This window comes from Pseudomonas sp. NY15435 (assembly GCF_048068295.1).
Classification (GTDB): Bacteria; Pseudomonadota; Gammaproteobacteria; order Pseudomonadales; family Pseudomonadaceae; genus Pseudomonas.
In genome coordinates this window covers 109,382-133,289 of the sequence record NZ_JBLUQA010000001.1, presented here as the reverse complement: position 1 = coordinate 133,289, position 23,908 = coordinate 109,382, and the positions used below count along the sequence as shown (strand labels likewise).

Sequence of the window (23,908 nt, the reverse complement as noted above, 5' to 3'; positions counted from 1 at the left end):
CCAAAAAAAGCCCCGGGTGGAAACATCCGGGGTTTTTTATTGCCTATGTTCTTATTGCCCACCGTGCCGCCATCGATTTTCCGGAGTCGCCATCCATGCCATCACCCGCCTTCCGCCTGCTGCTCGCCGGCCTGCTCGTATCCGGCAGTGCCCTTGCCGCCGACGCGCCCGCGCAGCCCACTACCTGGGGTTGGGTGGAGGCGCTCACGCTGATGCCCGAGCAGGCGCCACTCAAGGCCAAGCTGGACACTGGAGCGCAGACCTCGGTAATGGATGCGCGCAACATCGCCCGGATCAAGAAGAACGGCGAGCGCTGGGTGCAGTACGACGTAATGCTGACCGACCCTGCCACCGGCAAGGAGGAGCGTCTGCCCTTCGAGCGGCGCGTCGAGCGCGTCCTCAAGTTCAAGACCGCCAGCGGTGTTGAGCGCGCTCCGGTCGTGCTGATGGACGTGTGCCTGGGCGGCAAGGTCTACCGCGAGCAGTTCACCCTGCGTGACCGCCAGACGCTGGATTACCCGGTGCTGCTGGGCCGTCGTACCCTGGAACACCTGGGCGCGGTGGACGCGTCGAAGACCCAGACTGTTGCGCCCACCTGCAAACCCTGATCAGTGCTCGGTGACATCGGTCTCCGGATCGACCCGGCGCGGCGTGGTGCGGCCGTCGTCGGCGTTCAGCTGGAAGAAGATCGCTGCCGCCAGCATGGACAACAGTCCAACGCTGAAATAGGTCGCATGGAAGGCCGACAGCACGTCGCCCTGCGCACTTTCGACGTCCCCGCTGAACCCGCCCAGCAGCGCTGCGGCACAGGCGATGCCCATGCCGATGGACAGCTGCATGACCACCGAGAGCAGGCTGTTGCCGGCGCTGGCGTTGTCGTCGCGCAGGTCGATCAGGCTCAGGGTGTTCATCGCGGTGAACTGCAGCGAGTTGATGCCGCCCAGCAACGCCAACTGCACCAGCAGCAGTGCGTAGGGCGTTTCCTGGTTGACCAGCCCAAGGCTGGCAATCATCGCGCCCAGCAGCAGGGTATTGCCCACCAGCAGTCTGCGGTAGCCGAACCAGTCCAGCAGCGGTCTTGCCAGCGATTTGATCACCATCGCTGCCAGCGCCATTGGGATCATCGTCATGCCCGCCTTCGACGGACTGAAGCCCAGGCCGAGTTGCAGCAGCAGTGGCGTGAGGAAGGGCAGGGAGCCGCTTCCCAGGCGCGCAAACAGATTGCCCAGTACACCGACGGCAAAGGTGCGCGTCTGGAACAGCGAGGGCGGGAACAGCGGCGCCTCGATCTTCAGCGCACGCAGCCAGTAGGCCGCCAGCAGCACCAGCCCGCCCACCAGCAGCAGGACCACGCGCACGTGGGGCATGTGCAACTCGCCGAGGCCTTCCAGGGCGATGGTGATCAGCACCATGGCGCCGCCGAACAGCAGGAAGCCGATCGAGTCGAAGCGCGTCGCGCGTACGCCGTGCAGGTCCGGCATCAGGCGCAGGGCGACGATGAAACCGACCAGTCCCACGGGCAGGTTGATCAGGAAGATCCAGTGCCAGCTGGCGTACTCCACCAGCCAGCCGCCGAGGGTCGGGCCCGCCAGTGGGCCGAGCAGGCCGGGGATGGTGACGAAGCTGAGGATGCGCACCAGCTCCGTGCGCGGGTACACGCGCAGGATCACCAGGCGCCCCACCGGCATCATCAGCGCGCCGCCGATGCCCTGCACCACGCGGGCGCCGACCAGCGTGCCGAGGCTCGGTGACAAGGCACAGAGCAACGAGCCGAAGCTGAACAGGAAGATCGCGAAGAGGAACACCCGGCGTGTGCCGAAGCGGTCGGAAATCCACCCGGAGGAAGGGATCAGCAGCGCCACGGTGAGCAGGTAGGCGATCACCACGCCCTGCATGCGCAGCGGGTCCTCTTCCAGCGAGCGGGCCATGCTCGGCAGTGCGGTGTTGAGGATGGTGCCGTCCAGGGCCTGCATGAAGAAGGCGATGGCCACCAGCCAGGGCAGCAGGCGGGCCACGCGGGGCGTAAGGATGAAGGGGTCGCTCATGGTCGGTCCGTCGGGCGGGGATGGCTCTAGCTTAGGGAAACTTTGGCGATCGCGGGGAAAAACGCCGCGACAGGGTGAGACGATCTTCCCCTGCGATCAGCCGGATTGATTGTTCGAATGGGCTTTTGGCACGAGGTGGCGAGGGAGTTCCCCGTCGCTGCTCTGCGGAATCGGTCGTTGTCGACGTTGTGACCAAGCCGCGCTTTTCCTTTGCAGCACCCGCCATGGCGGAACAATGGCCCTCGCGCCCGGTCGATATGGCGTCCGGTACCCCCAGGAGACAGCGATGTCCGTCAAACCCCGTGTCACCCTCGCACTGGCCGCGCTGCTGGCGGCTTCCTCCGCGTTTGCCTTCAACCTGGGCGATGCTGCCAAGGCGGTGTCCGGCGCGACCGGATCCGATACCTCGCGGGTCGCTTCCACGCCGCAGACCAGCGGCCTGCTCAGCGCCCTCACCGGCCAGCTCGGCGTCAGCGACGAACAGGCGCTCGGCGGTACCGGCGCGCTGCTCGGCCTGGCGAAGAACAAGCTCAGCACCGCAGACTATTCGCAGTTGGCCAAGACCGTTCCCGGCCTCGACAAGCTCACCGGCAGCAACGCCCTGGGCGGCCTCGGCGGGCAACTCGGCAACCTCGGTGGCGGCGCCTCCAGCGGCCTGCTGGGTAACGTCAGCAGTATGGGCGATGTGAGCAAGGCATTCGGTGCGCTGGGCATGGACCAGGACATGACCGGCAAATTCTCCAGCGTGCTGCTGGATTACCTCGGCAAGCAGGGCGCCAACAGCGACCTGCTCGGTACCCTGGGCAGCCTCTGGGGCACCGGCGCCTGATATCCGCCGGCCGGCGCGGAACCGCCGCGCGGCGCTCCGGTCCTATCGACGATCCGGCCCCGTCCTGGGGCCGGACATCCGCTTTCCGGAGCCGTCGATGCCCACCCGTTCCGTCGTCTTCCTGGCCGCCGCCTGGCTGGCCGTTTCCCCCGTGTTCGCCGCCACCTTTACCGACGCCAGCGAGCCTGTCGGGCAGGCGCAGGATGTGCCGCCGGCCGCCAATGCGCTGCTGGGCAACCTCACCAGGCAGTTGGGCGTCAGCGAGCAGCAGGCCATCGGCGGAACGGGTGCCATGCTGGCGATGGCGATGAACAGCCTGAAGGACACCGACACGGCGCAGTTGCAGAAATCCCTGCCAAACCTCGACCAGCTCGCGGGCAATAGTTCGCTGGGGGACCTGGGCGGCGCGCTGGGCGGTCTGGGCGGACTGGGTAGCGCCGCGGCGCTGCTGGGCGGGATCAACAACCTGCAGGACGTCGACCAGATCTTCGGTGTGCTGGGTATGGACCAGTCGATGATCGGCCGCTTCGCCGGGGTGATCCTCGACTACTTCACCGAGCAGGGCCTGAGCAACCAGTTGCTCGGCACCCTGGGCGGCCTCTGGGGCACGCCGGCCACCCCGCTGGTGCCGGCTGCGCCGGTCGCCGGACGGGGCGCGTAACGGGCGTCAGAACTCCTGGCGCAACTGCTCGATGCGCGCATCCTTCTGTTCCCACAACTGCGACACCCAGTTCTGCACGTACTGGCGGAATTCCGGATCGTTCTCGTAATCGCCCTGCCACAGCGCGGGGTCGATTTCGCGCGCCTGGATGTCGACGATGACGCGCGGCACGCGTCCGCACAGCAGGTCCCAGAAGCCCGGTCGCGGGCCCTTCGGGTAGACCAGCGTGACGTCCAGCAGGGTATCCAGCTGCTCACCCAGTGCGGCCAGCACGAAGGCCACGCCGCCGGCCTTGGGCCGAAGCAGGTTCTGGTAGGGCGACTGCTGCTGGGCCTGCTTGGCCGGGGTGAAGCGGGTGCCTTCGAGGTAGTTCACCACGGTCACCGGCATGCGCTTGAACTTCTCGCAGGCGGCCTTGGTGATTTCCAGGTCCTTGCCCTTGAGCTCCGGGTGCTTCTCCAGGAAGGACTTGCTGTAGCGCTTCATGAAGGGGTAGTCGAGCGCCCAGAAGGCCAGGCCGAGGAAGGGCACCCAGATCAGCTCCTTCTTCAGGAAGAACTTGAAATAGGGTGTCTTGCGGTTGAAGGCCTGCACCAGCGCGGGAATGTCGACCCAGGACTGGTGGTTGCTGACCACCAGGTAGGAGGTGTCGCCGCGCAACTGGGCGCTGCCGCGGATATCCCAGACGGTGGGAGTCATCAGCGCGAAGATGGCCTTGTCGATCTCCGCCCAGGTTTCGGCAATCCACATCACCCCGCGCGAGCACGCGTCCTTCGCGGCCTGGCCGGGGACGACCAGCTTGAGCAGCGCGATCAGCATCATCGGCCCGATCAGGATCAGGGTATTGAGCAACAGCAGGAGGCTGGCGATGACGCCTTTGACTGCCGGCATGGGGTCCATTCCTTGTGCGACGGTGGCGCGGCCATGATACGCAGACAATTGCCCCGGCCCAAGCGGCGCAGGTATGGCGAACCAATGGCCGGCGTGCTAGTCCTATGCGACGTATTCCACCCCGGAGATTTCGCGTGAAACGCGCCCTCGCTCTGCTTACCCTCATCGCACTGCCCGGCCTCGCTCTGGCCGCCGAGACCAAGCTCTACGGCCGCTACGAATGGGTCAGCCTGCCCGAACTCGACCAGACCCTGCAGGCCAAGATGGACACCGGGGCCTACACCTCCTCGCTGTCGGCCAAGGACATCCAGATTTTCCAGCGCGACGGCGAGGACTGGGTGCGCTTCAAGCTGGCCACCAAGGACGGCGGTGACTCGGTCTATGAGCACAAGCTCGCGCGCATCTCGAAAATCAAGAACCGCTCCGAAGGCGCCAGCGAAGACGAAGAGGAAGAGGCCAGCCCGGGTCTCAGCCAGCGTCCGGTGATCGAGCTGCCGGTGTGCCTGGGCGGCGACCAGCGCACCATCGAGGTCAACCTCACCGACCGCAGCCACTTCAACTACCCCTTCCTCATGGGCACCAAGGGCCTGCGCAAATTCCACGTTGCCGTCGATCCTGGCGAGCGCTTCGTGGCCGGCAAGCCAGACTGCTCCTGATCCACGATTGACGCGGCGCGGGGCATGATGGACCCTTCCGGGACTGTCCCGGGAATCGGAATCCCATGCCCCATATCCTCATCGTCGAAGATGAAGCCGCCATCGCCGACACGCTGCTCTATGCCCTGCAGGCCGAAGGCTTCGAAACCACCTGGCTGAACCTCGCCGGCGCCGCCCTCGAACGCCTGCAGCGCGACTCCTTCGACCTGGTCATCCTCGACGTCGGTCTGCCTGACATCAGCGGCTTCGAAGCCTGCAAGCAACTGCGACGATTCTCCGAAGTGCCGGTGATCTTCCTCACTGCGCGCAACGCCGAGATCGATCGTGTGGTGGGCCTTGAAATCGGTGCTGACGACTATGTGGTCAAACCCTTCAGCCCGCGCGAAGTCGCCGCGCGGGTCAAGGCCATCCTCAAGCGCACTGCGCCGCGCGAGGCACCCGCTGTCAGCGCCGAATCCAACGGCCCGTTCGCGGTGGACGAGGAGCGCTTCCAGATCCGCTACCACGGCCACTCGCTGAGCCTGACCCGCCACGAATTCCGCCTGCTGCATACCCTGCTGGCGCGGCCCGAGCGGGTGTTCAGCCGCGAGCAGTTGCTCGACGCCCTGGGCGTTGCCGCCGACGCCGGTTACGAGCGCAACGTCGACAGCCACATCAAGAGCCTGCGCGCCAAGCTGCGCCAGGTCGCCCCCGCCGCCGAACCGATCCAGACCCATCGCGGCCTGGGCTACAGCTACGCGCCGGACAAGGGCTGATGCGCCTGTCGCTGCGGATATTCCTGGTCTACTTCTTCTTCGTCGGGTTGACCGGCTGGTTCGTCCTGCGCACGGTGATGGACGAAATCCGCCCCGGCGTGCGGCAGTCCAGCGAAGAGACCCTGGTGGATACCGCCAACCTGCTGGCCGAGATTCTGCAGGCCGACGTGAAGAGCGGTACCCTCGAACAGAGCCGGCTGCCCGCCATACTCCGCGCCTATGGCGCGCGCAGCCCGCAGGCGGACATCTGGGGCGTGAACAAGACCGCGGTGAACCACCGAATCTACGTCACCGATGCGCGCGGAATCGTCCTGCTGGATTCCCTCGGCAAGGCGGTGGGCCAGGATTATTCGCGCTGGAACGACGTCTACCGGACGCTGAACGGCGAGTACGGCGCGCGGTCCAGCCGCGAGTCGGCGGACGATCCGGAGTCTTCGGTGATGTACGTCGCCGCGCCGATCCGCGATGGCGAGAAGATCATCGGCGTGGTCTCGGTTTCCAAGCCCAACCGCACATTGCAGCCCTACATCGACCGCTCCCAACGACGCCTGGCCTGGCTCGGCGCCGGCCTGATCGTGCTCGGCCTGCTGGTGGGCGCGGGCCTGTCGTGGTGGCTCAGCCGTTCGCTGGATCGCCTGACCCGCTACGCCCAGGCGGTGAGCGAAGGGCGCCGCGCAGAGCTGCCGCGCTACCGCGGCGGCGAGATGGCGCAACTGGCTGGCGCGGTGGAGCACATGCGCGTGCAGCTTGAGGGCAAGGACTACGTCGAGCGCTATGTGCATACCCTGACCCACGAACTGAAGAGCCCGCTGGCGGCGATCCGTGGCGCGGCAGAACTGCTCGAAGGCGAGATGCCCGCCGAGCAGCGCGCGCGCTTCGTCGGCAACATCGCCGGGGAGAGCGAGCGCCTGCAGCAACTCATCGAGCGCCTGTTGAATCTCGCCCAGGTGGAACAGCGCCAAGGGCTGGAAGAGCACGTTCCGGTGCTGTTGCACGAACTGGCGAACGAGTTGATCGACGAACGCCTGGTGCGCGCGCAGGGCGTGCAACTGGAGAACGCCATCCCGCCACAGGCGACCGCCCTGGGCGAGCGATTCCTGTTGCGCCAGGCGCTGGGCAACCTGCTGGATAACGCGCTGGATTTCACGCCCGTCGGTGGTGTGATTCGCTTCGATGCGCAGCCTGAAGGCGAGGGCTGGCGCGTGGAGTTGTTCAATCAGGGCGAGGCGATTCCTGAGTTCGCCTTGCCGCGCCTCACCGAACGCTTCTACTCACTGCCGCGTCCGGCGAGTGGTCGAAAGAGTACTGGGTTGGGCCTCAACTTCGTCGCTGAGGTGGCGGCACTGCATGGCGGTGAACTGACTGTCGAGAACGTCGATGGCGGGGTGCGCGCCGGGTTGTTCTTGCCTTCGTAGGAGCGAGCTTGCTCGCGAAGCTGAACCTCGCAGCGGGGGCTGTTCGCGAGCAAGCTCGCTCCTACAGGTTGCCTCGACGTCACACAAATCCCACACAGTTTCCATATTCCGCCCTGAGCGCCCCCACGCAGGGTCCGCAAGCTTTCTCCGTCGTCCAACCACGGAGAAAGCCTTCGATGAACCGCCAACTCGGCATCAAGCTCGGCGCCATTGCGCTGCTGATCGTCCTCCTGCTCATTCCCCTGCTGATGATCGACGGCCTGGTCGACGAGCGTCAGAGCTACCGCGACGAAGTCCTGCAGGATATCGCCCGCAGCGCGAGTTACAGCCAGCAGCTCACCGGCCCGCTGGTGGTCGTGCCCTATACCCGCACCATTCGCGGCTGGCGCCTGGACAAGGCGAGCCAGCAGCGTGTGCTGCAGGAGCGCGAAGTGCGCGGCCGGCTGTACTTCCTGCCGGAAGTCTTCAGCCTCGACGGGCAGATGCGTACCGAACTGCGTCATCGCGGCATCTACGAGGCGCGCCTGTTCCATGCCGAGAGCCAGGTCAGCGGCAGCTTCGTCCTACCGGCCAATTACGGCATCACCAGCGACCTGGGCAGCTACCGTTTCGACGACCCGCTGCTGGCCGTTGGCATCAGCGATGTGCGCGGCATCGAGAATGCGCCGAAGCTGAAGGTCGGTGAAGAACTGCGCGACTTCCAGCCGGGCACCCAGAGCCAGTTCCTCGGCAACGGTGTGCATGCGGTGCTGCCATTCAAGGCCAGCGACCGCGAGCAGCGTTTCGACTATGCCTTCGAGCTCTCGCTGCTGGGCAGCAGTCGCCTGGATATCATCCCGGTCGGCCGCGACAGTCAGGTCAACCTGGTGTCGGACTGGCCGCACCCCAGCTTCGGCGGCGAATTCCTGCCCACTGAGCGCAGCATCAGCGAGAAGGGCTTCAGCGCGCGCTGGCGCACCAGCTTCTTCGCCACCAACCTGGAGGACCAGCTGCGCGCCTGCACGGCGCCAGCCCAGGCGGACGTTGCCCGCGCGGTCGGCGCGGACGATCCGGATACCTCCCGCGCCAGCACCGCCGAGTGCAGCGAGTTCGGCCAGCACCGCTTCGGCGTGGCACTGGTGGACCCGGTGGACCAATACCTGAAGACCGACCGCGCCGTGAAGTATGCGCTGCTGTTCATCGTCCTCACCTTCGCCGGCTTTTTCCTCTTCGAAGTACTCAAGCGCCTGTCGGTGCACCCGATCCAGTACGCGTTGGTGGGCATGGCGCTGGCGTTGTTCTACCTGCTGCTGCTGTCGCTCTCCGAGCATGTCGGTTTCGAATTGGCCTACCTGCTGTCCGCTGGCGCCTGTGTCGGGCTGATCGGCTTCTATCTCTGCCACGTGCTGCACAGCCTTTGGCGCGGTGCCGGCTTCAGTGCAGGACTGGCCGGGCTCTACGGCATGCTCTACGCGCTGCTCAGCGCCGAGGACTACGCCTTGCTGATGGGCTCGCTGCTGTTGTTCGGCTTGCTCGGCGGCGTGATGGTGCTGACCCGTCACCTGGACTGGTACGGCATCGGCAAGCCCCGTGGCGATGACCTCGACTTTTCCCTGGAAGACGTGCGCGTGCAACGTTAAGGAGAACGGAAATGCCCAACCTGATGCGTTTTTCCCTGTGCCTGTTCATTGGACTGCTGATCAGTGGACTGTGCCTGCCGGTGCTGATGCTGCTCGGCCGCTTCGACTGGATTGCCCTGCTGGTCGCCACCGGCAAGCCGCTGGCGCATCTGGCGCTGTTGCTGCCGGGCGAACTGTGGACGCAACTCACCGGCGTCGAGGACGCGGCGAACAATCCTCACGTGCGCTCCTTCCTGGAGATGTGCATGGGCGTGGCCCAACTCGGCCTGCTGCTGGCGCTACCGATCTATCGCTTCGGCCGCCAGGAGAAGCAGTCATGAGTGCGTGGGCCGGGCTGCGCGAGGAGCGCGAGGTGGGACGGCGGCTGGCGCGACAGATTGCCGGGCTGTTCGAGCAGGGGATGAGGCAGAGGGAGAGGCGTGATGAACGTTTTCAGCGGCGGGTGGTGCGGCACAGCCAGTCGATGATGAAGACCTGGCGCAGCCGGCTTCCCCTCACCCCAACCCTCTCCCGGGGGGAGAGGGGGCTGGGCGGTGCAGGTTGGCGGGTCTGGAGCACGCCGGCTCGCTTGTGGAACTGCGCACCGTAGGATGGGTGGAGCGCAGCGATACCCATCAAACCGTCAGGCCGGAACGGTCGCCTGCATCGACGGCCGCTGGCTGATCTCGGCGAACCACTTCGCCAGTTGCGGATAGTCAGCGCGCCAATCCCAGTGCGGCTGGCGGAAGTCCAGATAGCCCAGCGCACAGGCCACGCCGATGGCGGCGATATCGAAACGCTCGGCCAGCTCGGCGTGGGCCGGGCCGTCGAAGTAGGCCAGGCTGCGGACGATCTTCAGTTGCTGGTTGTCCAGCCACTTGTCCCAGTGTTTTTCCTGCGGGCGCATGGCGGTTTCGTAGCGGATCAGCACGGCGGCATCGAGCACCGCGTCGGCCAGCGAGGCGAGGGTGAGGCGACGCCAGCGCGCCGCGCCTTCGCGGGGGATCAGCGGTTCGCCGGTGTGCTGCTGGTCGAGGTATTCGAGGATCACCCGGCTGTCATGCAGGGTCTGGCCGTCGGCCAGGCGCAGGGCGGGAATCTTGCCGGCGGGGTTGTCCTGCAGCACGCCGGCGTCCGGCGCGATGGGCGTGTGGACGGCGGCGTACAGCTCCACGGAGTCGACCTGGCCGGTCTCGTGCAGCAGGACCATGACCTTGCGCACGAAGGGCGAAGCGGCGGCGTGGAACAGGACGGGACGGGTACTCATCAACGACTCCTCGGTGGGTTCAATCTTGCAGGACGACCAGGCGATCGGTGCCGGATTCGGCGCCCCACACCTCGCCGGGCCGGCCGAGCAACTGGCGCACATTGGCGTGTTCGTGGTCGCTCGGGTAGGCGGTGAATTTCTCGCTTTGCGGATCGAAGCGCAGCAGGGCGTTGGCGGCGAAATCGCTCAGCCACACCTGGTCCATGGCATCGACGTAGACTGCGTAGGGCTGCGGATGATCTCCGGGCAGCTTCCAGGTTTTCCATTGGTTGTCGCTGGGGTCGAAGCGCGCCAGGCTTCCGGCGTTCCACTGGCTGATCCACAGCCGCCCTACAGAGTCGGCCCACAGGCGACGCGGGCCGCTGTCGTTGCCGGGCGCGTCGAAGGTGGTGGCGTTATCAGCGATATCGTCGACCTGGCCGATGTAGTTGCCCGCGAGGGACGCATACCAGACGCCTCCATCCGGAGTCACGGCGATGCCGTAGGGGCCCTTGCCGCGCGGCGCCGGCCAGACCTTCAGGTCGCGGCTGTCCGGGTCGAGCCGACCATAGAAGCCATTCTGCCCGGTGAACCACAGCACGCCGTCGTCATCGAATACCGCAGTGTTGAGATTGGCGTTGGCCGCCTCCCTGGGCAGCGGGATGACTTCCACGCCCAGGCGCTGGGCGTCGACGTGGACAATGGCGTTGAGGCCGCTGTCGGTGATCCAGGCATCGCCATTCTCGTCGGCGATCACGCCGTGGGGACTGGAGCCCTTGCCGAGACTGATCTGCTCGCTCTGCCCGGTCTGCGGATCGAGCCGGCCGAGCACGCCGAGTTTCTGCGCGGTGTACCAGACCTTGCCGTCCTCGGTGGGCGCCACATCGTGCGGGCCGGAGCCCTTGGGCAGGTCGAAGTACTTCACTTGCGTGGCGTGGGCGCCGGTGGCCAGCAACAAGCCGGCGAGCAGCAGGCCGCTCAGGGGGAGGGACAGGACGCGAGGCATGGGCTCTCCTTGGCAGAGTCCGGAAGGTGATGAGACTGTACGCCGGTCAGTGTGGCCGACGAAATGAAGGAGAGCGGTTGTGACGACGATTTCCGTATTGGGGGCGGCGTGCCGCCAGGGCTCGCCGGTAAACGATGACGCCATAGGCTATACCGCCACGGCAGCCTGGGTGCTGGATGGCGCGACCAGCCTGGGTCGTGGCCTGGTGGGCGGCGAGAGTGATGCGCGCTGGCTGGCGCAGAGCGCCAATGCGCATCTTCAGCGCCTGCTGGAGGAACAGCCGTACAGGCCGACGCAAGACCTGCTGGTGCAATTGCAGGCAGGCATCGCCGCGGACTTCCAGCGTGATTCCGGCGTGGCCGTGAGCCTGGAGCTCAACCTGCCCACCGCCTGCCTGAGCCTGCTGCGGCTGCTGGGCGATGGCTCGCTGGAACTGCTCAATCTCTGCGACACCTGCATCCATCTGGCGTGGGATGACGGGCATGTAGAGAGCTTCGGCGACACTCCGCTGGAGGAGATCGACCGGCAATCCGTTGCGCGCCTGATCGCGCTGCGTGAGGCTAATCCGGACTGGAATCACGAGCAGCTCTGGCAGGCCAGCCGCGAGTGGGTGCGACGTAACCGTGCGCTGGCCAACACGCCGGAAGGTTACTGGTGCCTCGACCCGAGCGAGCGCTGGATTCCCCATGTGCAGCGCCGGGTGCTCGCCCCGGCGGGGTTGAAGGCTTTCATGCTGGTGACCGATGGCTTCGACCGGCTACTGGATTTCCGTCGCTACGACCTGGATTCGCTGTTCGCGGCGCTGCCCGAACGTGGCGTCGAAGCGCTGATCGATGAATTGCGCGCGCTGGAAGGCGCCGACGGCCAGGCACTGGACTATCCGCGCCTGAAGATCCACGACGATGCGAGCGTGGTGTGGGGAGTCGTGCGTGGCTGAGGCCGGAACGCCCCCGATAACTCTGAAGGATGGCATTGCGCGTAGGAGCGGACTCTGTCCGCGATGACTCCACAGCGCGCCGGAAACCATCGCGGACGGAGTCCGCTCCTACGAAAGCAAAAGGCCCCGCTCTTTCGGAGCGGGGCCTTCGCATCGTGGGACACCTTCCAGCGCACAAGGATGAGCGACGCGTAGGAGCGGACTCTGTCCGCGATGACTCCACAGCGCGCCGGCCCTATCGCGGACGAAGTCCGCTCCTACCAAAGCAAAAAGCCCGCTCTTTCGGAGCGGGGCTTTCGCATCGTGGGGCACCCTCCAGCGCACAAGGATGAGCGACGCGTAGGAGCGGACTCCGTCCGCGATGACTCCACAGCGCGCCGGCCCTATCGCGGACGAAGTCCGCTCCTACCAAAGCAAAAAAGCCCGCTCTTTCGGAGCGGGGCTTTCGCATCGTGGGGCACCCTCCAGCGCACAAGGATGAGCGACGCGTAGGAGCGGACTCTGTCCGCGATGACTCCACAGCGCGCCGGAAACCATCGCGGACGGAGTCCGCTCCTACGATCCTTGAATCATCGAAACGGCCCGCGTTGCACGGGCCGCAGGTGTTGGTCAGAACTTGTAGTTCACGCTCGCCACCACGTTACGACGGTCGCCGTAGTAGCAGTAGAAGCCGTCGCAGGTGGAGATGTATTCCTTGTCGAATACGTTGTTGGCGTTCAGCGCGACGTTCAGCCCGTTGAGGCTGTTGTCGAGGCGGCCGAGGTCGTAGTGCACTGCGGCGTCGTAGACGGTGTAGGAACCGGTATCGCCGTCCGACTTGTCGCGCACGTAACCCATGCTGCCGATGGCGATGTTGTGGGTCTCGCCGACGTAGCGGGTGCCGAAGCCCAGGCCGAAGCCGTCGAGCAGGCCGTCATGCCAGGTGTAGTCGGCCCACAGCGAGGCCTGGTTTTCCGGGGTGAGCGGCAGTGGACGGTTCTTGTCCAGCGGGTTGGCGACCTTGGTCATCTTGCTGTTGGCGTAGGTGTAGGCGGCGGTCACCTTGAGGTTCTCGGTGACGTTGCCCACGGCCTCCAGTTCGAAACCACGAACCTGCGCTTCACCCACCGGGCGGCTGATGAAGTCGCTGCCGGTGAGGACGATGTTCTTGCGGGTCAGGTCGTAGACGGCGGCGCTGAGCATCAGGTCGGTGCCCACCGGCTGGTACTTCACGCCCAGCTCGTACTGCTTACCGGTGCTCGGCTCGAAGGCCGCGCCAGCGGCGCCGCCGGCTTCGGTCTGGAACGACTCGGCATAGGACACGTAGGGCGCCACGCCGTTGTCGAACACGTAACTGAGCGCCGCGTTGCCGCTGAACTGGCTGTCACGACGGGTATCGGTGGCGCCGTTGGCGTTATAGAACTTCGAGCCGGTGTGGGCCCAGTCCTGGCGACCGCCGAGGGTCAGGCGCCAGTTGTCGAGGGCGATCTGGTCCTGGGCGTACAGGCCGGTATCGCGCATCTTCTGGTTGTAGTCGTTGTACGCGGTGTAGACGACGTTGCTGAAGTCCTGGCCGTAGATCGGCTTGCTGATATTGCTGGTCGGCGCGGTGCCGTACAGCCACTTGTAGTTGGTGTTGGCGCGCTGGTGATCCAGGCCCAGCAGCAGGGTGTGCTTGAGCGGGCCGGTGGAGAAGTCGGCCTGCAGGTTGTTGTCGATGGCGAACTGGCTGATGTCTTCATCCACCACGTTGGCGCCACGGGACAGGGTGCCGTCGTCGGCTACCGAGGTCGCGCTGCCGCCGGCGGTGATGCCCTGGAAGGACAGGTCACTCTTGGTGTAGCGCAGGTTCTGGCGGAACTGCCAGACATCATTGATGCGGTGCTCGAAGGCGTACCCCAGGGCGTAGTAGGTCTTGTCGTAGAACTCCCAGTCCGGGTCGCCCAGGTTCTCGTGGTACTTCACCTCGCCCGCCGGGGTGGACAGTTTGGTGCCCTGCAGCGGCAGGAACTGGCTGGTGATGCCGGTATCGTCGCGGTTGAACTGGGAGAGGAAGGTCAGCTTGGTGTCTTCGTCGAAGTTCCAGGTCAGGCTCGGGGCGATGTTGTAGCGCTTGTTGTCGACGTGCTCGACCTGGGTGTTGCTGTCGCGCACGACACCGCTGACGCGGTAGAGCAGGTTGCCGGCGTCGTCGACCTTGCCGGTGCTGTCGAAGGAAATCTGCTTGTGCTCGTAGCTGCCGACCTGCAGCTGTACTTCATGGCTGCTTTCGGCTTCCGGACGGCGGCTGGTCATGTCCAGCAGGCCGCCGGGCGGGGTCTGGCCGTACAGCGAGGACGCCGGGCCGCGCAGCAGGGCAACGCGCTCCAGACCCCAGGTTTCCAGCTTGGGCATCACGTAGGAGCCCTTGGGCAGCGGCAGGCCGTCGAGGAACTGGGTCGGCTCGAAGCCGCGCACCTTCAACCACTCGGCGCGGGTGTCGTTGCCGTAGCTGCTGGCGATCACGCCGGGCATGTAGCGCACTGCGTCGTCCAGGCTCTGCACATTGCGGTCCTGCATCTGCTCGCGGGTGGCGACGGAGATGGAGCGCGGAGCTTCCAGCAGCGGGGTGTCGGTCTTGGTGCCGGCGCGGGTGCGGGTGGCGAGGTAGCCGACGGCCGGGCCGTCCGGGTCTTCCTGGGTGCCGCTGATGGTGGTGGCGGACATCGACAGGGTGTCGCTGGGCACCGGACGCAGGCTGTAGCTGCCCGATGCGCTTTCCACCAGCTCCAGCCCGCTGCCCTGCAGCGCCTGGCGCAGTGCGCCGGCGGCATCGTAGCGACCCTGCACAGCGTGCGCGCTGCGGCCCTGGGCCAGCGCCGGGTCGAGGCTCAGCGACAGGCCAGCTTCGGCGGCGATGCGGTTGAGGGTGCTGGCCAGCGGGCCGGCGGGCACCTGGTAGTCACGCACGGCGTCGGCGGCGATGGCCGAAGAGGTGGCCAGCAGGATAGCGGTGGCCAGCAGGCAGGGGCGGAGCGACAGTTCGAACGGGCGGTGCATTGAAAACGACTCCTGAATGAAAACGTTTCTCGATGCCTCCTTGCCGGACGAGATTGGAAAAGTGATAGGGCTGACTGAAAAAAATTTCCGGATGGCTTTTCGTAGGACCGAGGGGGGCGCCTAGCCCTTGCTCGCGATTCCCCTTGATGCCTGTGCTTCCGGGAGACTCTGTTCGCGAGCAAGCTCGCTCCTACAGGGGCATCTCAGCTACGCGGCACCACGCGGGACCACCACTGGCCGTGCTTCTCGATACGCACCGGCAGCGTCGGCTCCAGCGAGCTGAGCGCCAGGTCGATGTTCTTCAGCGGGAAGCTGCCGGTGATGCGCAGGTCCGCCAGCGCCGGGTCCACCGCGAGGTAACCGGGGCTGTAGCGCGCCAACTGGTCGACCAACTCGCCCAGGCGCACGTTGTCCACCACCAGCATGCCGTGGGTCCAGGCATCGGCGGTGGCGCTGTTGGCCTCAACTGTGCCGAAGCCATCGGCGCGCACGCGCACCTGCTGGCCCTGGTTGATCACGCGTTCGTCCGGCAGTTGCTCGGGGCGTGCGGCCACGGCGGACTGCAGGACGCTGAGCAGGGTGCTGTCGCCATCATCGCGCTCCACCAGGAAGCGCGTACCGAGGGCGCGCAAACGGCCTTCGTCGGTCTCGACGATGAAGGGGCGGCTATCGCCATGGGCGGTTTCCACCATGATCTCGCCACTGAGCAGGACGATGCGCCGCTGCTCGGCGTCGAAGCGCACATCGACGGCGGTGCGGCTGTTGAGCACCAGCCGGGTGTTGTCCGGCAGGCGCAGTTCGCGCTGCTCGCCGGTGGCGGTCACCAGATCGGAGAAGGCATAGCGCACCGGCGTGTAGCGGTTGCCGACACCCAGCGCCAGCGCGCCGACCAGCAGCAACGACAAGCCGGTGCCCGCCAGGCGGCGGACCTTGCGTCGGGATTCGCCCGGCGAGCGCAGCAAGGCGTTGCGCGCGGCTTTGGGCGCGGCGCCGGCGAGGCTGCGGTCGAGCATGCCCAACTGGCTCCAGGCTCGGGCGTGTTCGCTGTGGGCCGAATGCCAGCGGGCGAAAGCGGCTTCGTCGTCCGGGCGCGATTCGCCGGAGCCCAGGCGCAGCTGCCAGCTGATCGCCTCGTCCAGTATCTGCAGGGAAACCGGTCCCTTCACGTTGGCTCGCCATACAGCGCGATGTAGCACTGGCGCAGGCCCTGGGCGATGTACTGGCGCACGCGCGGCACGGAGACGCCCAGTTGCTCGGCGATCTCGGCGTGGCCCAGGCCGTCCAGGCGGTTGAGCAGGAAGGCACTGCGCGCGCGGGTGGACAGCTTGCCCAGCAGACGGTCGATCTCGCGCAGGTCGGCGAGGATCAGGCAGTGGTCCTCGGCGGAGGGCTGCACCGCTTCGGGCAGGCATTGCAGCTCGTCGAGGTAGGCCTGCTCCAGCGCCACGCGGCGCCAGTGGTCCACCAGCAGGCCCTTGGCGACGGTCACCAGGAAGGCGCGGGGTTCGCGCAGGGAGGGCAGCTCGCGACGGCCGAGCACGCGGACGAAGGTGTCCTGGCTCAGGTCTTCGGCACGCTGCGGACAGCCCAGGCTGCGATTCAGCCAGGCAGTCAGCCAGTCGCGGTGATCGCGATACAAGGCGCCAACGAGTTCGCCGCTACCCATCTGGATGGCCGACAAGCTACTCCCCCAATGATCTCGAATGGGATCAAGTTCAAAAACGATAACTATTCGCAAATGATCGCAAAGTGCAGTCACGCGCGCAATTGGCACCCGTCGGCTTTTGCCGCCAGTCGCCCGGTTTTCGGTGCCGTTCTACAATCCGGCGACCTATTTCGCGGAAAGCCTCGCCATGTCCGACCCCGTGCTAATCATCGGTTCCTTCCTGTCCCCTTATGTGCGCAAGGCGCTGGTCCTGCTGGAAATGAAGGGCGTGGACTACCGCATCGACTCTGTCGTGCCGTTCTTCGGCAATGAAGAGTTCGAGCGCCTGAGCCCGCTGCGCCAGGTGCCAGTGCTGGTGGACGGCGAATTGGTGCTCAACGATTCCTCGGTGATCTGCCAGTACCTGGAGGAGCGTTATCCACAGCCCGCGCTGTATCCCGCGAATATTAACGATCGCGCCCGCGCGCGCTGGATCGAGGAGTTCGCCGACAGCCGCATGGGCCAGGTGGTGATCTGGCAGCTGTTCGACCAACTGGTAATAGGCCGCGGCGTGTGGGGGCGCGAGCCGGATGCGGCGATGCTGGAGAAGACCTACCAGCACGACCTGCCGGCAGTGTTCGATTATCTGGAAGCGCAGTTGCTGGAAAGCGGCTGGCTATTCGGCGAGCTGTCCATCGCTGATATCAGCGTCGCCTGCTTCATGCGCAATGCGCAGTTCGCCCGCTACGAACTGGACGCCCAGCGCTGGCCGAAACTGGCAGCCATGCTCGCGGCGGCCTTCGCGCTGCCGGCGTTCCAGAAGCTCAACCAGTTCGAGCGCGCCATTGCCCGCACGCCGATCCTGCAGCAGCGTGAAGCGTTGATCGCCGCTGGCGCACCGGTCAGCGAGGTCAGCTACATGCGTGAACAGCCGGTGCGCGGGCCGATGAGCCGCAGCTGATCAGGCTTCCCGCAGGAAGCTCCAGAGTCGCTGCGCGACCGGGCCATGGGCGCGGTCGCGCAGGCGCGCGGCAACCAGTTCCTCGCGGCGGCCGGGCAGATGCGTTCCAGTAAGATCACGCAGGCGGCCGTCGGCCAGTTCCTCGGCTATCAGGTGGCGCGGCAGGTGGCCCCAGGCCAGGCCGTGCAGCACCAGTTCCTTCTTCATCGCCTGGTCCGGCACCGTGCATTGCGGTGCTCCTTCGAGGGTGAAGAAGTCCACCGGCGGAGAGTGCCGGGCGCTGTCGCGCATCACGCACTGGGTGAGCGAGTGCAGGTGCTCCGGACGGATGTCCGTGGTGACCGTCAGCAGCCCAGGCGCTATCACCGGGATGAAATCCACTTGGCCCAGGTCCAGCCACTCCAGGCGCGGGTCGGCCTTGTCCACACGGTGCAGGATCAGTTCCGCCTCACCGTCGAGCAGCCGCTCCAGCGGGCCACTGACGCTCTCAAAGTAAAGCTGCAGGCGCGTGCGCGGCTGCGTGGCGAAGAAGCGTGCGAGCTTTGCCAACAGGGCAGGGCGGGGGCAGAAGTCGCCGAGTACCACGCGCAGCTCGCTTTCCTCGCCAGTGGCCAGGTGCGTGACGTGGTCCTGCAGGCTGCCCAATTCGCGCAGCAGGCCCTGAGCGCGGCGGTGGAAGGATTCACCGGCGGCGGTCAGGCCGACGCGGTAGCCGCTGCGGTCGAGCAGCGCGAAGCCGAGCTGGCGCTCCAGGCGGGCGACAGCGGCGAAAACCGCCGGGTGGGAGCGGTGCAATTGCTGGGCGGCGGCCTGGAAGCCGCCGGCTTCGACCACGGCGTTGAAGCAGTGCAGGTCGTGCAGGGTGAAATCTGGCATGTCAGCTTTCCTGACAGAGATCATCCAGTCTTTGTAATTTCTTCGAAAGATCAACGCAACTAGCCTCGTCTCCACATTCACTGGAGGACGGCCCGACATGAGCCAGTTGCATTACCTGACCACCACGGACAACACCCGCATCGCCTATCGCCTGGATGGCCCCGCGACACGGCCGCTGCTGGTGCTCTCCAACTCCATCGGCACCGACCTGCATATGTGGGACGGACAGATCGCCGCACTCGCCGAACACTTTCGAGTGCTGCGCTACGACGCCCGCGGCCACGGTGCCTCCAGCGTTCCGCCCGGGCCCTATCCGTTGTCGCGGCTGGGCGAGGACGTGATCGAGTTGCTCGATTGCGTGGGAGTGCAGCGCGCGCATTTCCTCGGTCTTTCCCTGGGCGGTTTCGTCGGTCAATGGCTGGCACTGCATGCAGCGCACCGCATTGAGCGGCTGGTGCTGGCGAACACCTCCGCCTGGCTGGGCCCGCAGGAGCAGTGGGACGCGCGCATTACCGAAGTGCTGGAGGCGGAAGATATGCGGGGCACTGCGGCGACCTTTCTCGCCAACTGGTTCCCGGCGGTCTGGCTGGAAGCGCAGCGAGCAGAGGTCGAACCGTTCCGTGCCACCTTGCTGGCGACCAATCGGCATGGGCTGGCCGGCTCCTTCGCTGCCGTGCAGGAAACTGATCTGCGCAGCGCATTGGGTGATGTCCGCCTGCCCACGCTGGTGATCGCCGGGCAGTTCGACACCGTCACCGTCGCGGATCACAGCGAGCTGATTGCCGAGGCGATCCCCGGTGCGCGCCTGTTCACGCTGCCGGCGGTGCACCTGTCGAACATCGAGTTTCCCCGCGAGTTCGAGGGGGCGGTGCTGGACTTCCTGCTGCAGCCCTGAACGACAAGGCCGCCCCTGGGCGGCCTTGTCGTTTGTCCACAGGCCCAATCATCACCCGCTCAATGGTGCGCAGCGTCTATCGCGATGGGTTCGCCGGATACGTCCGAATAGGCACGCTTGCGGTCGGCCAGGGTGTAGTGGATCAGCGCGCCGAGGCCGGCGCCGAAGAACCAGGAGAACTGCGACAGCGCATCGAACGCCGGAACCAGCGCCAGCACGATGGCGATCAGCGCGGCCGGGACGAACGCGGCCACCGCGCGCAGATTCACGCCGCCGCTGTAGTGGTAGGTCGCCTCATGGCTCTCGCTGTACAGCTCGGGCAGGTTTACCCGGCCACGGCGCACCAGGTAGTAGTCGGTGACGATGATCCCGTACAGCGGGCCGAGCAATGCGCCCAGGCCGCCGAGGAAATACACGATCACCGCCGGGCTGTTGTACAGGTGCCAGGGCAGGATCAGCACCGCGATGGTGGCGCTGAGCAGGCCGGCGCGGCGGAAGTTCAGCAGGTTCGGCGCGAGGTTGGTCAGCACATAGGCCGGGGCGACGAAGTTGGCCATGATGTTCACCGCCACCGTGACGATCAGGAAGGCCAGGCAGGCCAGCACCAGGCCGAAGGTGTTGGGGATGGCGGCGACGATCTCGGTGGGGTTCTGCACCAGCTTGCCGTCGATGCTGAACTGCGCGCCGGCCAGCACCACGGCGATCAGCGCGAAGCCCAGCATGTTCACCGGCAGCCCCCAGAAGTTACCGACGCTGATGGTGCGGCGGTCCGGGCAGTTGCGGGTGAAATCGCAGAAATTGAGGATCATGGTGCCGTACAGCGAGACCCACAGGGCGGCGGCCCCCAGGACCTTCAGCCACATGGTCGAGCCGGTCGGCGCATTGCCGCTGGACCAGGAGATCGACAGGCCGGCGCGCCAGTACATCCAGCCGGCGAGGCTGGCGAAGGCGACGAGGATGATCGGGCCGGCAAAGGATTCGTAACGGCGCACCATTTCCATGCCGTAGGCGAAGATCACCAGCTGCACGCACCAGATGCCGAGGAAGGTGATCCAGCCTAGGGTCGACAGGCCGAGGATCGAGTCATGATCGTAGGCTGCAAGGTTTGGAGCGATGGCGCTGAGCAGCACGCGCAGGACCACCGAGGCGAGGTAGGTCTGGATGCCGAACCAGGCGATGGCGATCACCGCGCGGATCAGCGCCGGCACCTGCGCGCCGTGGATGCCGAAGCTGATGCGGCACATCACCGGGTAGGGCAGGCCGGTCTTCTGGCCCATGTAGCCGGACAGGTTCATCAGCCCGTAGATCACCAGCGCGCCGAGGGCGAAGGCAGCGAGGATCTGTGCGCCGCTCATGCCCAGGGCGAAGAGGCCGATGGCGAAAGAGTAGTTGGCGATGTTGTGCACATCGTTGGTCCACAGCGCGAACAGGCTGTAGCGCCCCCAACTGCGGCCGGCAGCCCTGGTCGGGGCCAGGTCTGCGCTGTACAGGCGCGGGCTCAGGGTCGGCGCGGTCGGCTGCGCGGCGGCCGTGCTATCGACAGATTGGACGGAGGCAACGCCGGACAGGTGCGTAGGACTGCTGGTCATGGGCTACTCGGTTTTTGTATGCACGGCTTTTTGGGTTTGTGTGCAAAAGCCAGTTCCGTGCCAGGCCGTCGCGGGTCACTTTCAATCGCTTCCGCGAGCCGCTTCTGCAATCGCCTGAAGCCCTTGTTTGGTGCGGTATTGGTGGCTGTCCAAGTGGTCAGGAAATAATTTTCCCATGGCAATCATTGACTTGAGAGTCAGTTATGGCGCGCATGGGAAATGTGCGGAATGGGGATTTTGTACACAAAAATTGTGCACAGGCGTTACGCGTCCGGGTCTGAGTGGCAGGAAGGCAATCGCGGACGGAGTCCGCTCCTACACCGGGCCGACCCATTGATGTAGGAGCAACTGTCTTTTTCTGGGGAGTCCGTCCTCATTCATCCCCTCTCACCCCAGCCCTCTCCCTCAGGGAGAGGGAGCAATCCGATCCGGCTGACGCCAGGGTTTCATCCTGCACCGAACGGTCCCCTCTCCCCCTGGGAGAGGGTGAGGGCCAACCCGAGCGCAGAACTTTCACGTAGGAGCGGACTCCGTCCGCGATAGGGTCGGCATTGCACCGACTCACCAACCGGCGACCATAAAAAAACCGCCCCGGAGGGCGGTTTCTTCAACACATCGCGAAAGTCCTTACAGACCGTTCTTGGCCTTACTCTTTTCCTTGAATTCGCGGCGGCGGCGGTGCAGGACCGGCTCGGTGTAGCCGTTGGGCTGCTTGGTGCCCTCGATGACCAGTTCCAGCGCGGCCTGGAAGGCCACGTTGTCGTCAAAGTTCGGCGCCATCGGGCGGTACTGGGCGTCGCTGGCGTTCTGGCGATCAACCACCGAAGCCATGCGCTTGAGGCTTTCCAGCACCTGCTCCTGGGTCACTACGCCGTGGCGCAGCCAGTTGGCCAGCAGCTGGCTGGAGATGCGCAGGGTAGCGCGGTCTTCCATCAGGCCGACGTCGTTGATGTCCGGCACCTTGGAGCAGCCGACGCCCTGGTCGATCCAGCGGACCACGTAGCCGAGGATGCCCTGGGCGTTGTTGTCCAGCTCGTTCTTGATCTCTTCCGCGCTCCAGTTGGTGTTGGGGGCGAGCGGAATGGTCAGGATGTCGTCCACCGAAGCCGGTGCGCGCTTGGCCAGTTCGGCCTGGCGGGCGAACACGTCGACCTTGTGGTAGTGCAGCGCGTGCAGGGTGGCGGCGGTCGGCGAGGGAACCCAGGCGGTGTTAGCGCCGGCCAGCGGGTGAGCGATCTTCTGCTCGAGCATGGCGGCCATCAGGTCGGGCATGGCCCACATGCCCTTACCGATCTGCGCCTTGCCTTGCAGACCGGTGGCCAGGCCGACGTCGACGTTGTTGTTCTCGTAGGAACCGATCCACTTCTCGGTTTTCATGGCGCCCTTGCGCACCATGGCGCCGGCTTCCATGGAGGTGTGGATCTCGTCACCGGTGCGGTCGAGGAAGCCGGTGTTGATGAACACCACGCGCTCGGCGGCGGCCTTGATGCAGGCCTTCAGGTTGACGGTGGTACGGCGCTCTTCGTCCATGATGCCGACTTTCAGCGTGTTGCGCGGCAGGCCCAGCAGGTCTTCGACGCGGCTGAAGATTTCGGCGGCGAAGGCGACTTCTTCCGGGCCGTGCATCTTCGGCTTCACGATGTACACGCTGCCGGTACGGCTGTTCTTGCGGGTGGCGCTGCCGTTCAGGTTGTGAATGGCGATCAGGCTGGTGAACAGGCCGTCCTGGATGCCTTCGGGCACTTCGTTGCCCTGGGCGTCGAGGATCGCCGGGTTGGTCATCAGGTGACCAACGTTACGCACGAACAGCAGGGAGCGGCCATGCAGGCTCAGCTCGGAACCATCGGCCTTGGTGTAGACGCGGTCCGGGTTCATGGTGCGGGTGAAGGTGCTGCCGCCCTTGGAAACCTGCTCGGCGAGGTCGCCTTTCATCAGGCCCAGCCAGTTGCGGTAGACCACGACCTTGTCGTCGGCGTCGACGGCGGCCACGGAGTCTTCGCAGTCCATGATGGTGGTCAGCGCGGACTCCATCAGGACGTCTTTCACGCCAGCGGCGTCGGTCTGGCCGATCGGGCTGGTCGGGTCGATCTGGATTTCGAAGTGCAGGCCGTTGTGCTTGAGCAGCACGGCTTTCGGGTTGGCGGCTTCGCCCTGGAAGGCCAGGAACTGGGCGGCGTTCTTCAGGCCGGTCTCGCTGCCGTTCTTCAGGGTGACGGCCAGTGCGCCGTTCTTCACCACATAGGCGGTGGCGTCGACGTGGGAGCCGGATTCCAGCGCAGCGGCTTCGTCGAGGAAGGCGCGGGCGAAGGCGATGACCTTGTCACCGCGGACCTTGTTGTAGCCCTTGCCCTTCTCGGCGCCGTTCTCTTCGCTGATCGCGTCGGTGCCGTACAGTGCGTCGTACAGCGAGCCCCAGCGGGCGTTGGCGGCGTTCAGGGCGAAGCGCGCGTTCATCACCGGCACCACCAGCTGCGGGCCGGCCATACGGGCGATTTCTTCGTCGACGTTCTGGGTGCTGGCCTGGAAGTCGGCCGGCTCGGGCAGCAGGTAACCGATTTCCTGCAGGAAGGCCTTGTAGGCGGCTGCGTCATGCGGCTTGCCGGCGCGGGCCTGGTGCCAGCCGTCGACTTTTGCCTGGATGTCATCGCGCTTGGCGAGCAGGGCCTTGTTCTTGGGGGCCAGGTCGTTGATTACGGTTTCTACGCCCGCCCAGAACTTGCCGGCTTCGATGCCGGTGCCGGGAATGGCTTCGTTGTTCACGAAGTCGAAAAGGACTTTGGCGACCTGCAGGCCACCGACTTGAACGCGTTCAGTCATTGCTTGCCTCACTCTGCTCAGGACCAGCTCTGGACACAGGCAAAACGCCTTGTAGTCCGAGCCGCGGA

At 65.7% G+C, this 23,908-nt stretch carries 21 protein-coding genes; 11 read left to right on the top strand and 10 right to left on the bottom strand.

Annotation, left to right across the window (positions count from 1 at the left end; translation table 11 throughout):
- Window positions 1-95: 95 nt before the first annotated feature.
- A complete protein-coding gene (locus ACNFH5_RS00630; RefSeq protein ID WP_416743489.1) occupies window positions 96-608 on the top strand; it encodes an ATP-dependent zinc protease in 513 nt (170 codons plus the stop codon).
- On the opposite strand, the gene mdtD is transcribed toward ACNFH5_RS00630, so the two are convergent.
- On the bottom strand, window positions 609-2,045 hold the full coding sequence (mdtD, locus tag ACNFH5_RS00625) for a multidrug transporter subunit MdtD (protein WP_416743488.1): 1,437 nt from the start codon (window positions 2,043-2,045) through the stop codon (window positions 609-611).
- 286 nt (window positions 2,046-2,331) lie between these two features.
- Here mdtD and ACNFH5_RS00620 point away from each other — a divergent pair, with 286 nt between their 5' ends.
- Entirely contained in the window at window positions 2,332-2,874 is a 543-nt protein-coding gene (locus ACNFH5_RS00620; RefSeq protein ID WP_416743486.1) for a DUF2780 domain-containing protein, read from the top strand.
- 97 nt (window positions 2,875-2,971) lie between these two features.
- On the top strand, window positions 2,972-3,535 hold the full coding sequence (locus ACNFH5_RS00615; RefSeq protein WP_416743485.1) for a DUF2780 domain-containing protein: 564 nt from the start codon (window positions 2,972-2,974) through the stop codon (window positions 3,533-3,535).
- Between the two features lie 6 nt (window positions 3,536-3,541).
- Here ACNFH5_RS00615 and ACNFH5_RS00610 read toward each other — a convergent pair whose 3' ends face one another.
- On the bottom strand, window positions 3,542-4,426 hold the full coding sequence (locus ACNFH5_RS00610) for an acyltransferase (RefSeq protein WP_416743484.1): 885 nt from the start codon (window positions 4,424-4,426) through the stop codon (window positions 3,542-3,544).
- Between the two features lie 134 nt (window positions 4,427-4,560).
- On the opposite strand from ACNFH5_RS00610, the gene ACNFH5_RS00605 reads away from it, so the two are divergent.
- The 5 genes from ACNFH5_RS00605 (at window position 4,561) to ACNFH5_RS00585 (ending at window position 9,191) form a co-directional block, all read left to right on the top strand.
- Complete coding sequence (locus ACNFH5_RS00605) at window positions 4,561-5,082, top strand: ATP-dependent zinc protease (RefSeq protein WP_416743483.1); 522 nt, start codon at window positions 4,561-4,563, stop codon at window positions 5,080-5,082.
- 65 nt (window positions 5,083-5,147) lie between these two features.
- A complete protein-coding gene (gene creB / locus ACNFH5_RS00600; protein WP_416743481.1) occupies window positions 5,148-5,837 on the top strand; it encodes a two-component system response regulator CreB in 690 nt (229 codons plus the stop codon).
- Window positions 5,837-7,252, top strand: coding sequence for a two-component system sensor histidine kinase CreC (gene creC, locus ACNFH5_RS00595; RefSeq protein WP_416743480.1), 1,416 nt, complete (start codon window positions 5,837-5,839; stop codon window positions 7,250-7,252). Before creB ends, creC begins: the two co-directional genes overlap by 1 nt.
- A gap of 176 nt (window positions 7,253-7,428) precedes the next feature.
- On the top strand, window positions 7,429-8,871 hold the full coding sequence (gene creD / locus ACNFH5_RS00590) for a cell envelope integrity protein CreD (protein WP_416743479.1): 1,443 nt from the start codon (window positions 7,429-7,431) through the stop codon (window positions 8,869-8,871).
- Between the two features lie 11 nt (window positions 8,872-8,882).
- Window positions 8,883-9,191, top strand: coding sequence for a hypothetical protein (locus ACNFH5_RS00585; RefSeq protein ID WP_416743478.1), 309 nt, complete (start codon window positions 8,883-8,885; stop codon window positions 9,189-9,191).
- Window positions 9,192-9,493: 302 nt separating this feature from the next.
- On the opposite strand, the gene ACNFH5_RS00580 is transcribed toward ACNFH5_RS00585, so the two are convergent.
- Both ACNFH5_RS00580 and ACNFH5_RS00575 read right to left on the bottom strand, forming a co-directional pair.
- Window positions 9,494-10,117: a glutathione S-transferase gene (locus tag ACNFH5_RS00580; RefSeq protein ID WP_416743477.1), complete on the bottom strand. Its 624-nt coding sequence runs from the start codon at window positions 10,115-10,117 to the stop codon at window positions 9,494-9,496.
- Between the two features lie 19 nt (window positions 10,118-10,136).
- The gene (locus ACNFH5_RS00575) at window positions 10,137-11,102 is read right to left on the bottom strand and encodes an SMP-30/gluconolactonase/LRE family protein (protein ID WP_416743475.1); all 966 of its coding nucleotides are present in this window, start codon (window positions 11,100-11,102) and stop codon (window positions 10,137-10,139) included.
- 79 nt (window positions 11,103-11,181) lie between these two features.
- Between ACNFH5_RS00575 and ACNFH5_RS00570 the strand changes: the two genes are divergently transcribed.
- Window positions 11,182-12,039 (top strand): protein phosphatase 2C domain-containing protein, encoded by an 858-nt coding sequence (locus tag ACNFH5_RS00570; RefSeq protein WP_416743473.1) that lies wholly within the window; start codon window positions 11,182-11,184, stop codon window positions 12,037-12,039.
- A gap of 609 nt (window positions 12,040-12,648) precedes the next feature.
- On the opposite strand, the gene ACNFH5_RS00565 is transcribed toward ACNFH5_RS00570, so the two are convergent.
- The 3 genes from ACNFH5_RS00565 to ACNFH5_RS00555 form a co-directional block, all read right to left on the bottom strand.
- Window positions 12,649-15,057: a TonB-dependent siderophore receptor gene (locus ACNFH5_RS00565; protein WP_416743471.1), complete on the bottom strand. Its 2,409-nt coding sequence runs from the start codon at window positions 15,055-15,057 to the stop codon at window positions 12,649-12,651.
- 203 nt (window positions 15,058-15,260) lie between these two features.
- Window positions 15,261-16,223 carry a FecR domain-containing protein gene (locus ACNFH5_RS00560; protein ID WP_416743470.1) on the bottom strand — a complete coding sequence of 321 codons (963 nt, stop codon included), beginning with the start codon at window positions 16,221-16,223 and terminating at the stop codon, window positions 15,261-15,263.
- Entirely contained in the window at window positions 16,220-16,723 is a 504-nt protein-coding gene (locus ACNFH5_RS00555) for an RNA polymerase sigma factor (RefSeq protein ID WP_416744360.1), read from the bottom strand. Before ACNFH5_RS00555 ends, ACNFH5_RS00560 begins: the two co-directional genes overlap by 4 nt.
- A gap of 187 nt (window positions 16,724-16,910) precedes the next feature.
- On the opposite strand from ACNFH5_RS00555, the gene ACNFH5_RS00550 reads away from it, so the two are divergent.
- Window positions 16,911-17,663 carry a glutathione S-transferase family protein gene (locus tag ACNFH5_RS00550; RefSeq protein ID WP_416743469.1) on the top strand — a complete coding sequence of 251 codons (753 nt, stop codon included), beginning with the start codon at window positions 16,911-16,913 and terminating at the stop codon, window positions 17,661-17,663.
- On the opposite strand, the gene ACNFH5_RS00545 is transcribed toward ACNFH5_RS00550, so the two are convergent.
- Entirely contained in the window at window positions 17,664-18,539 is an 876-nt protein-coding gene (locus ACNFH5_RS00545; RefSeq protein WP_416743468.1) for a LysR family transcriptional regulator, read from the bottom strand.
- Between the two features lie 97 nt (window positions 18,540-18,636).
- On the opposite strand from ACNFH5_RS00545, the gene pcaD reads away from it, so the two are divergent.
- Entirely contained in the window at window positions 18,637-19,434 is a 798-nt protein-coding gene (gene pcaD / locus ACNFH5_RS00540; protein WP_416743466.1) for a 3-oxoadipate enol-lactonase, read from the top strand.
- Window positions 19,435-19,493: 59 nt separating this feature from the next.
- On the opposite strand, the gene ACNFH5_RS00535 is transcribed toward pcaD, so the two are convergent.
- On the bottom strand, window positions 19,494-21,023 hold the full coding sequence (locus ACNFH5_RS00535; protein WP_416743464.1) for an NCS1 family nucleobase:cation symporter-1: 1,530 nt from the start codon (window positions 21,021-21,023) through the stop codon (window positions 19,494-19,496).
- A 627-nt stretch (window positions 21,024-21,650) separates the two neighbouring features.
- A complete protein-coding gene (locus tag ACNFH5_RS00530) occupies window positions 21,651-23,840 on the bottom strand; it encodes a malate synthase G (RefSeq protein ID WP_416743462.1) in 2,190 nt (729 codons plus the stop codon).
- Window positions 23,841-23,908 lie beyond the last annotated feature (68 nt).

Bases quoted from the DNA above. Each gene is read 5' to 3' on its own strand.
- creC (WP_416743480.1), top strand. From the start codon at position 5,837: ATGCGCCTGTCGCTGCGGATATTCCTGGTCTACTTCTTCTTCGTCGGG.
- creD (WP_416743479.1), top strand. From the start codon at position 7,429: ATGAACCGCCAACTCGGCATCAAGCTCGGCGCCATTGCGCTGCTGATC.
- ACNFH5_RS00620 (WP_416743486.1), top strand. From the start codon at position 2,332: ATGTCCGTCAAACCCCGTGTCACCCTCGCACTGGCCGCGCTGCTGGCG.
- creB (WP_416743481.1), top strand. From the start codon at position 5,148: ATGCCCCATATCCTCATCGTCGAAGATGAAGCCGCCATCGCCGACACG.
- mdtD (WP_416743488.1), bottom strand. From the start codon at position 2,045: ATGAGCGACCCCTTCATCCTTACGCCCCGCGTGGCCCGCCTGCTGCCC.
- ACNFH5_RS00575 (WP_416743475.1), bottom strand. From the start codon at position 11,102: ATGCCTCGCGTCCTGTCCCTCCCCCTGAGCGGCCTGCTGCTCGCCGGC.
- ACNFH5_RS00565 (WP_416743471.1), bottom strand. From the start codon at position 15,057: ATGCACCGCCCGTTCGAACTGTCGCTCCGCCCCTGCCTGCTGGCCACC.
- ACNFH5_RS00610 (WP_416743484.1), bottom strand. From the start codon at position 4,426: ATGCCGGCAGTCAAAGGCGTCATCGCCAGCCTCCTGCTGTTGCTCAAT.
- ACNFH5_RS00585 (WP_416743478.1), top strand. From the start codon at position 8,883: ATGCCCAACCTGATGCGTTTTTCCCTGTGCCTGTTCATTGGACTGCTG.
- ACNFH5_RS00630 (WP_416743489.1), top strand. From the start codon at position 96: ATGCCATCACCCGCCTTCCGCCTGCTGCTCGCCGGCCTGCTCGTATCC.
- ACNFH5_RS00550 (WP_416743469.1), top strand. From the start codon at position 16,911: ATGTCCGACCCCGTGCTAATCATCGGTTCCTTCCTGTCCCCTTATGTG.
- pcaD (WP_416743466.1), top strand. From the start codon at position 18,637: ATGAGCCAGTTGCATTACCTGACCACCACGGACAACACCCGCATCGCC.
- ACNFH5_RS00545 (WP_416743468.1), bottom strand. From the start codon at position 18,539: ATGCCAGATTTCACCCTGCACGACCTGCACTGCTTCAACGCCGTGGTC.
- ACNFH5_RS00530 (WP_416743462.1), bottom strand. From the start codon at position 23,840: ATGACTGAACGCGTTCAAGTCGGTGGCCTGCAGGTCGCCAAAGTCCTT.
- ACNFH5_RS00535 (WP_416743464.1), bottom strand. From the start codon at position 21,023: ATGACCAGCAGTCCTACGCACCTGTCCGGCGTTGCCTCCGTCCAATCT.
- ACNFH5_RS00580 (WP_416743477.1), bottom strand. From the start codon at position 10,117: ATGAGTACCCGTCCCGTCCTGTTCCACGCCGCCGCTTCGCCCTTCGTG.
- ACNFH5_RS00555 (WP_416744360.1), bottom strand. From the start codon at position 16,723: ATGGGTAGCGGCGAACTCGTTGGCGCCTTGTATCGCGATCACCGCGAC.
- ACNFH5_RS00615 (WP_416743485.1), top strand. From the start codon at position 2,972: ATGCCCACCCGTTCCGTCGTCTTCCTGGCCGCCGCCTGGCTGGCCGTT.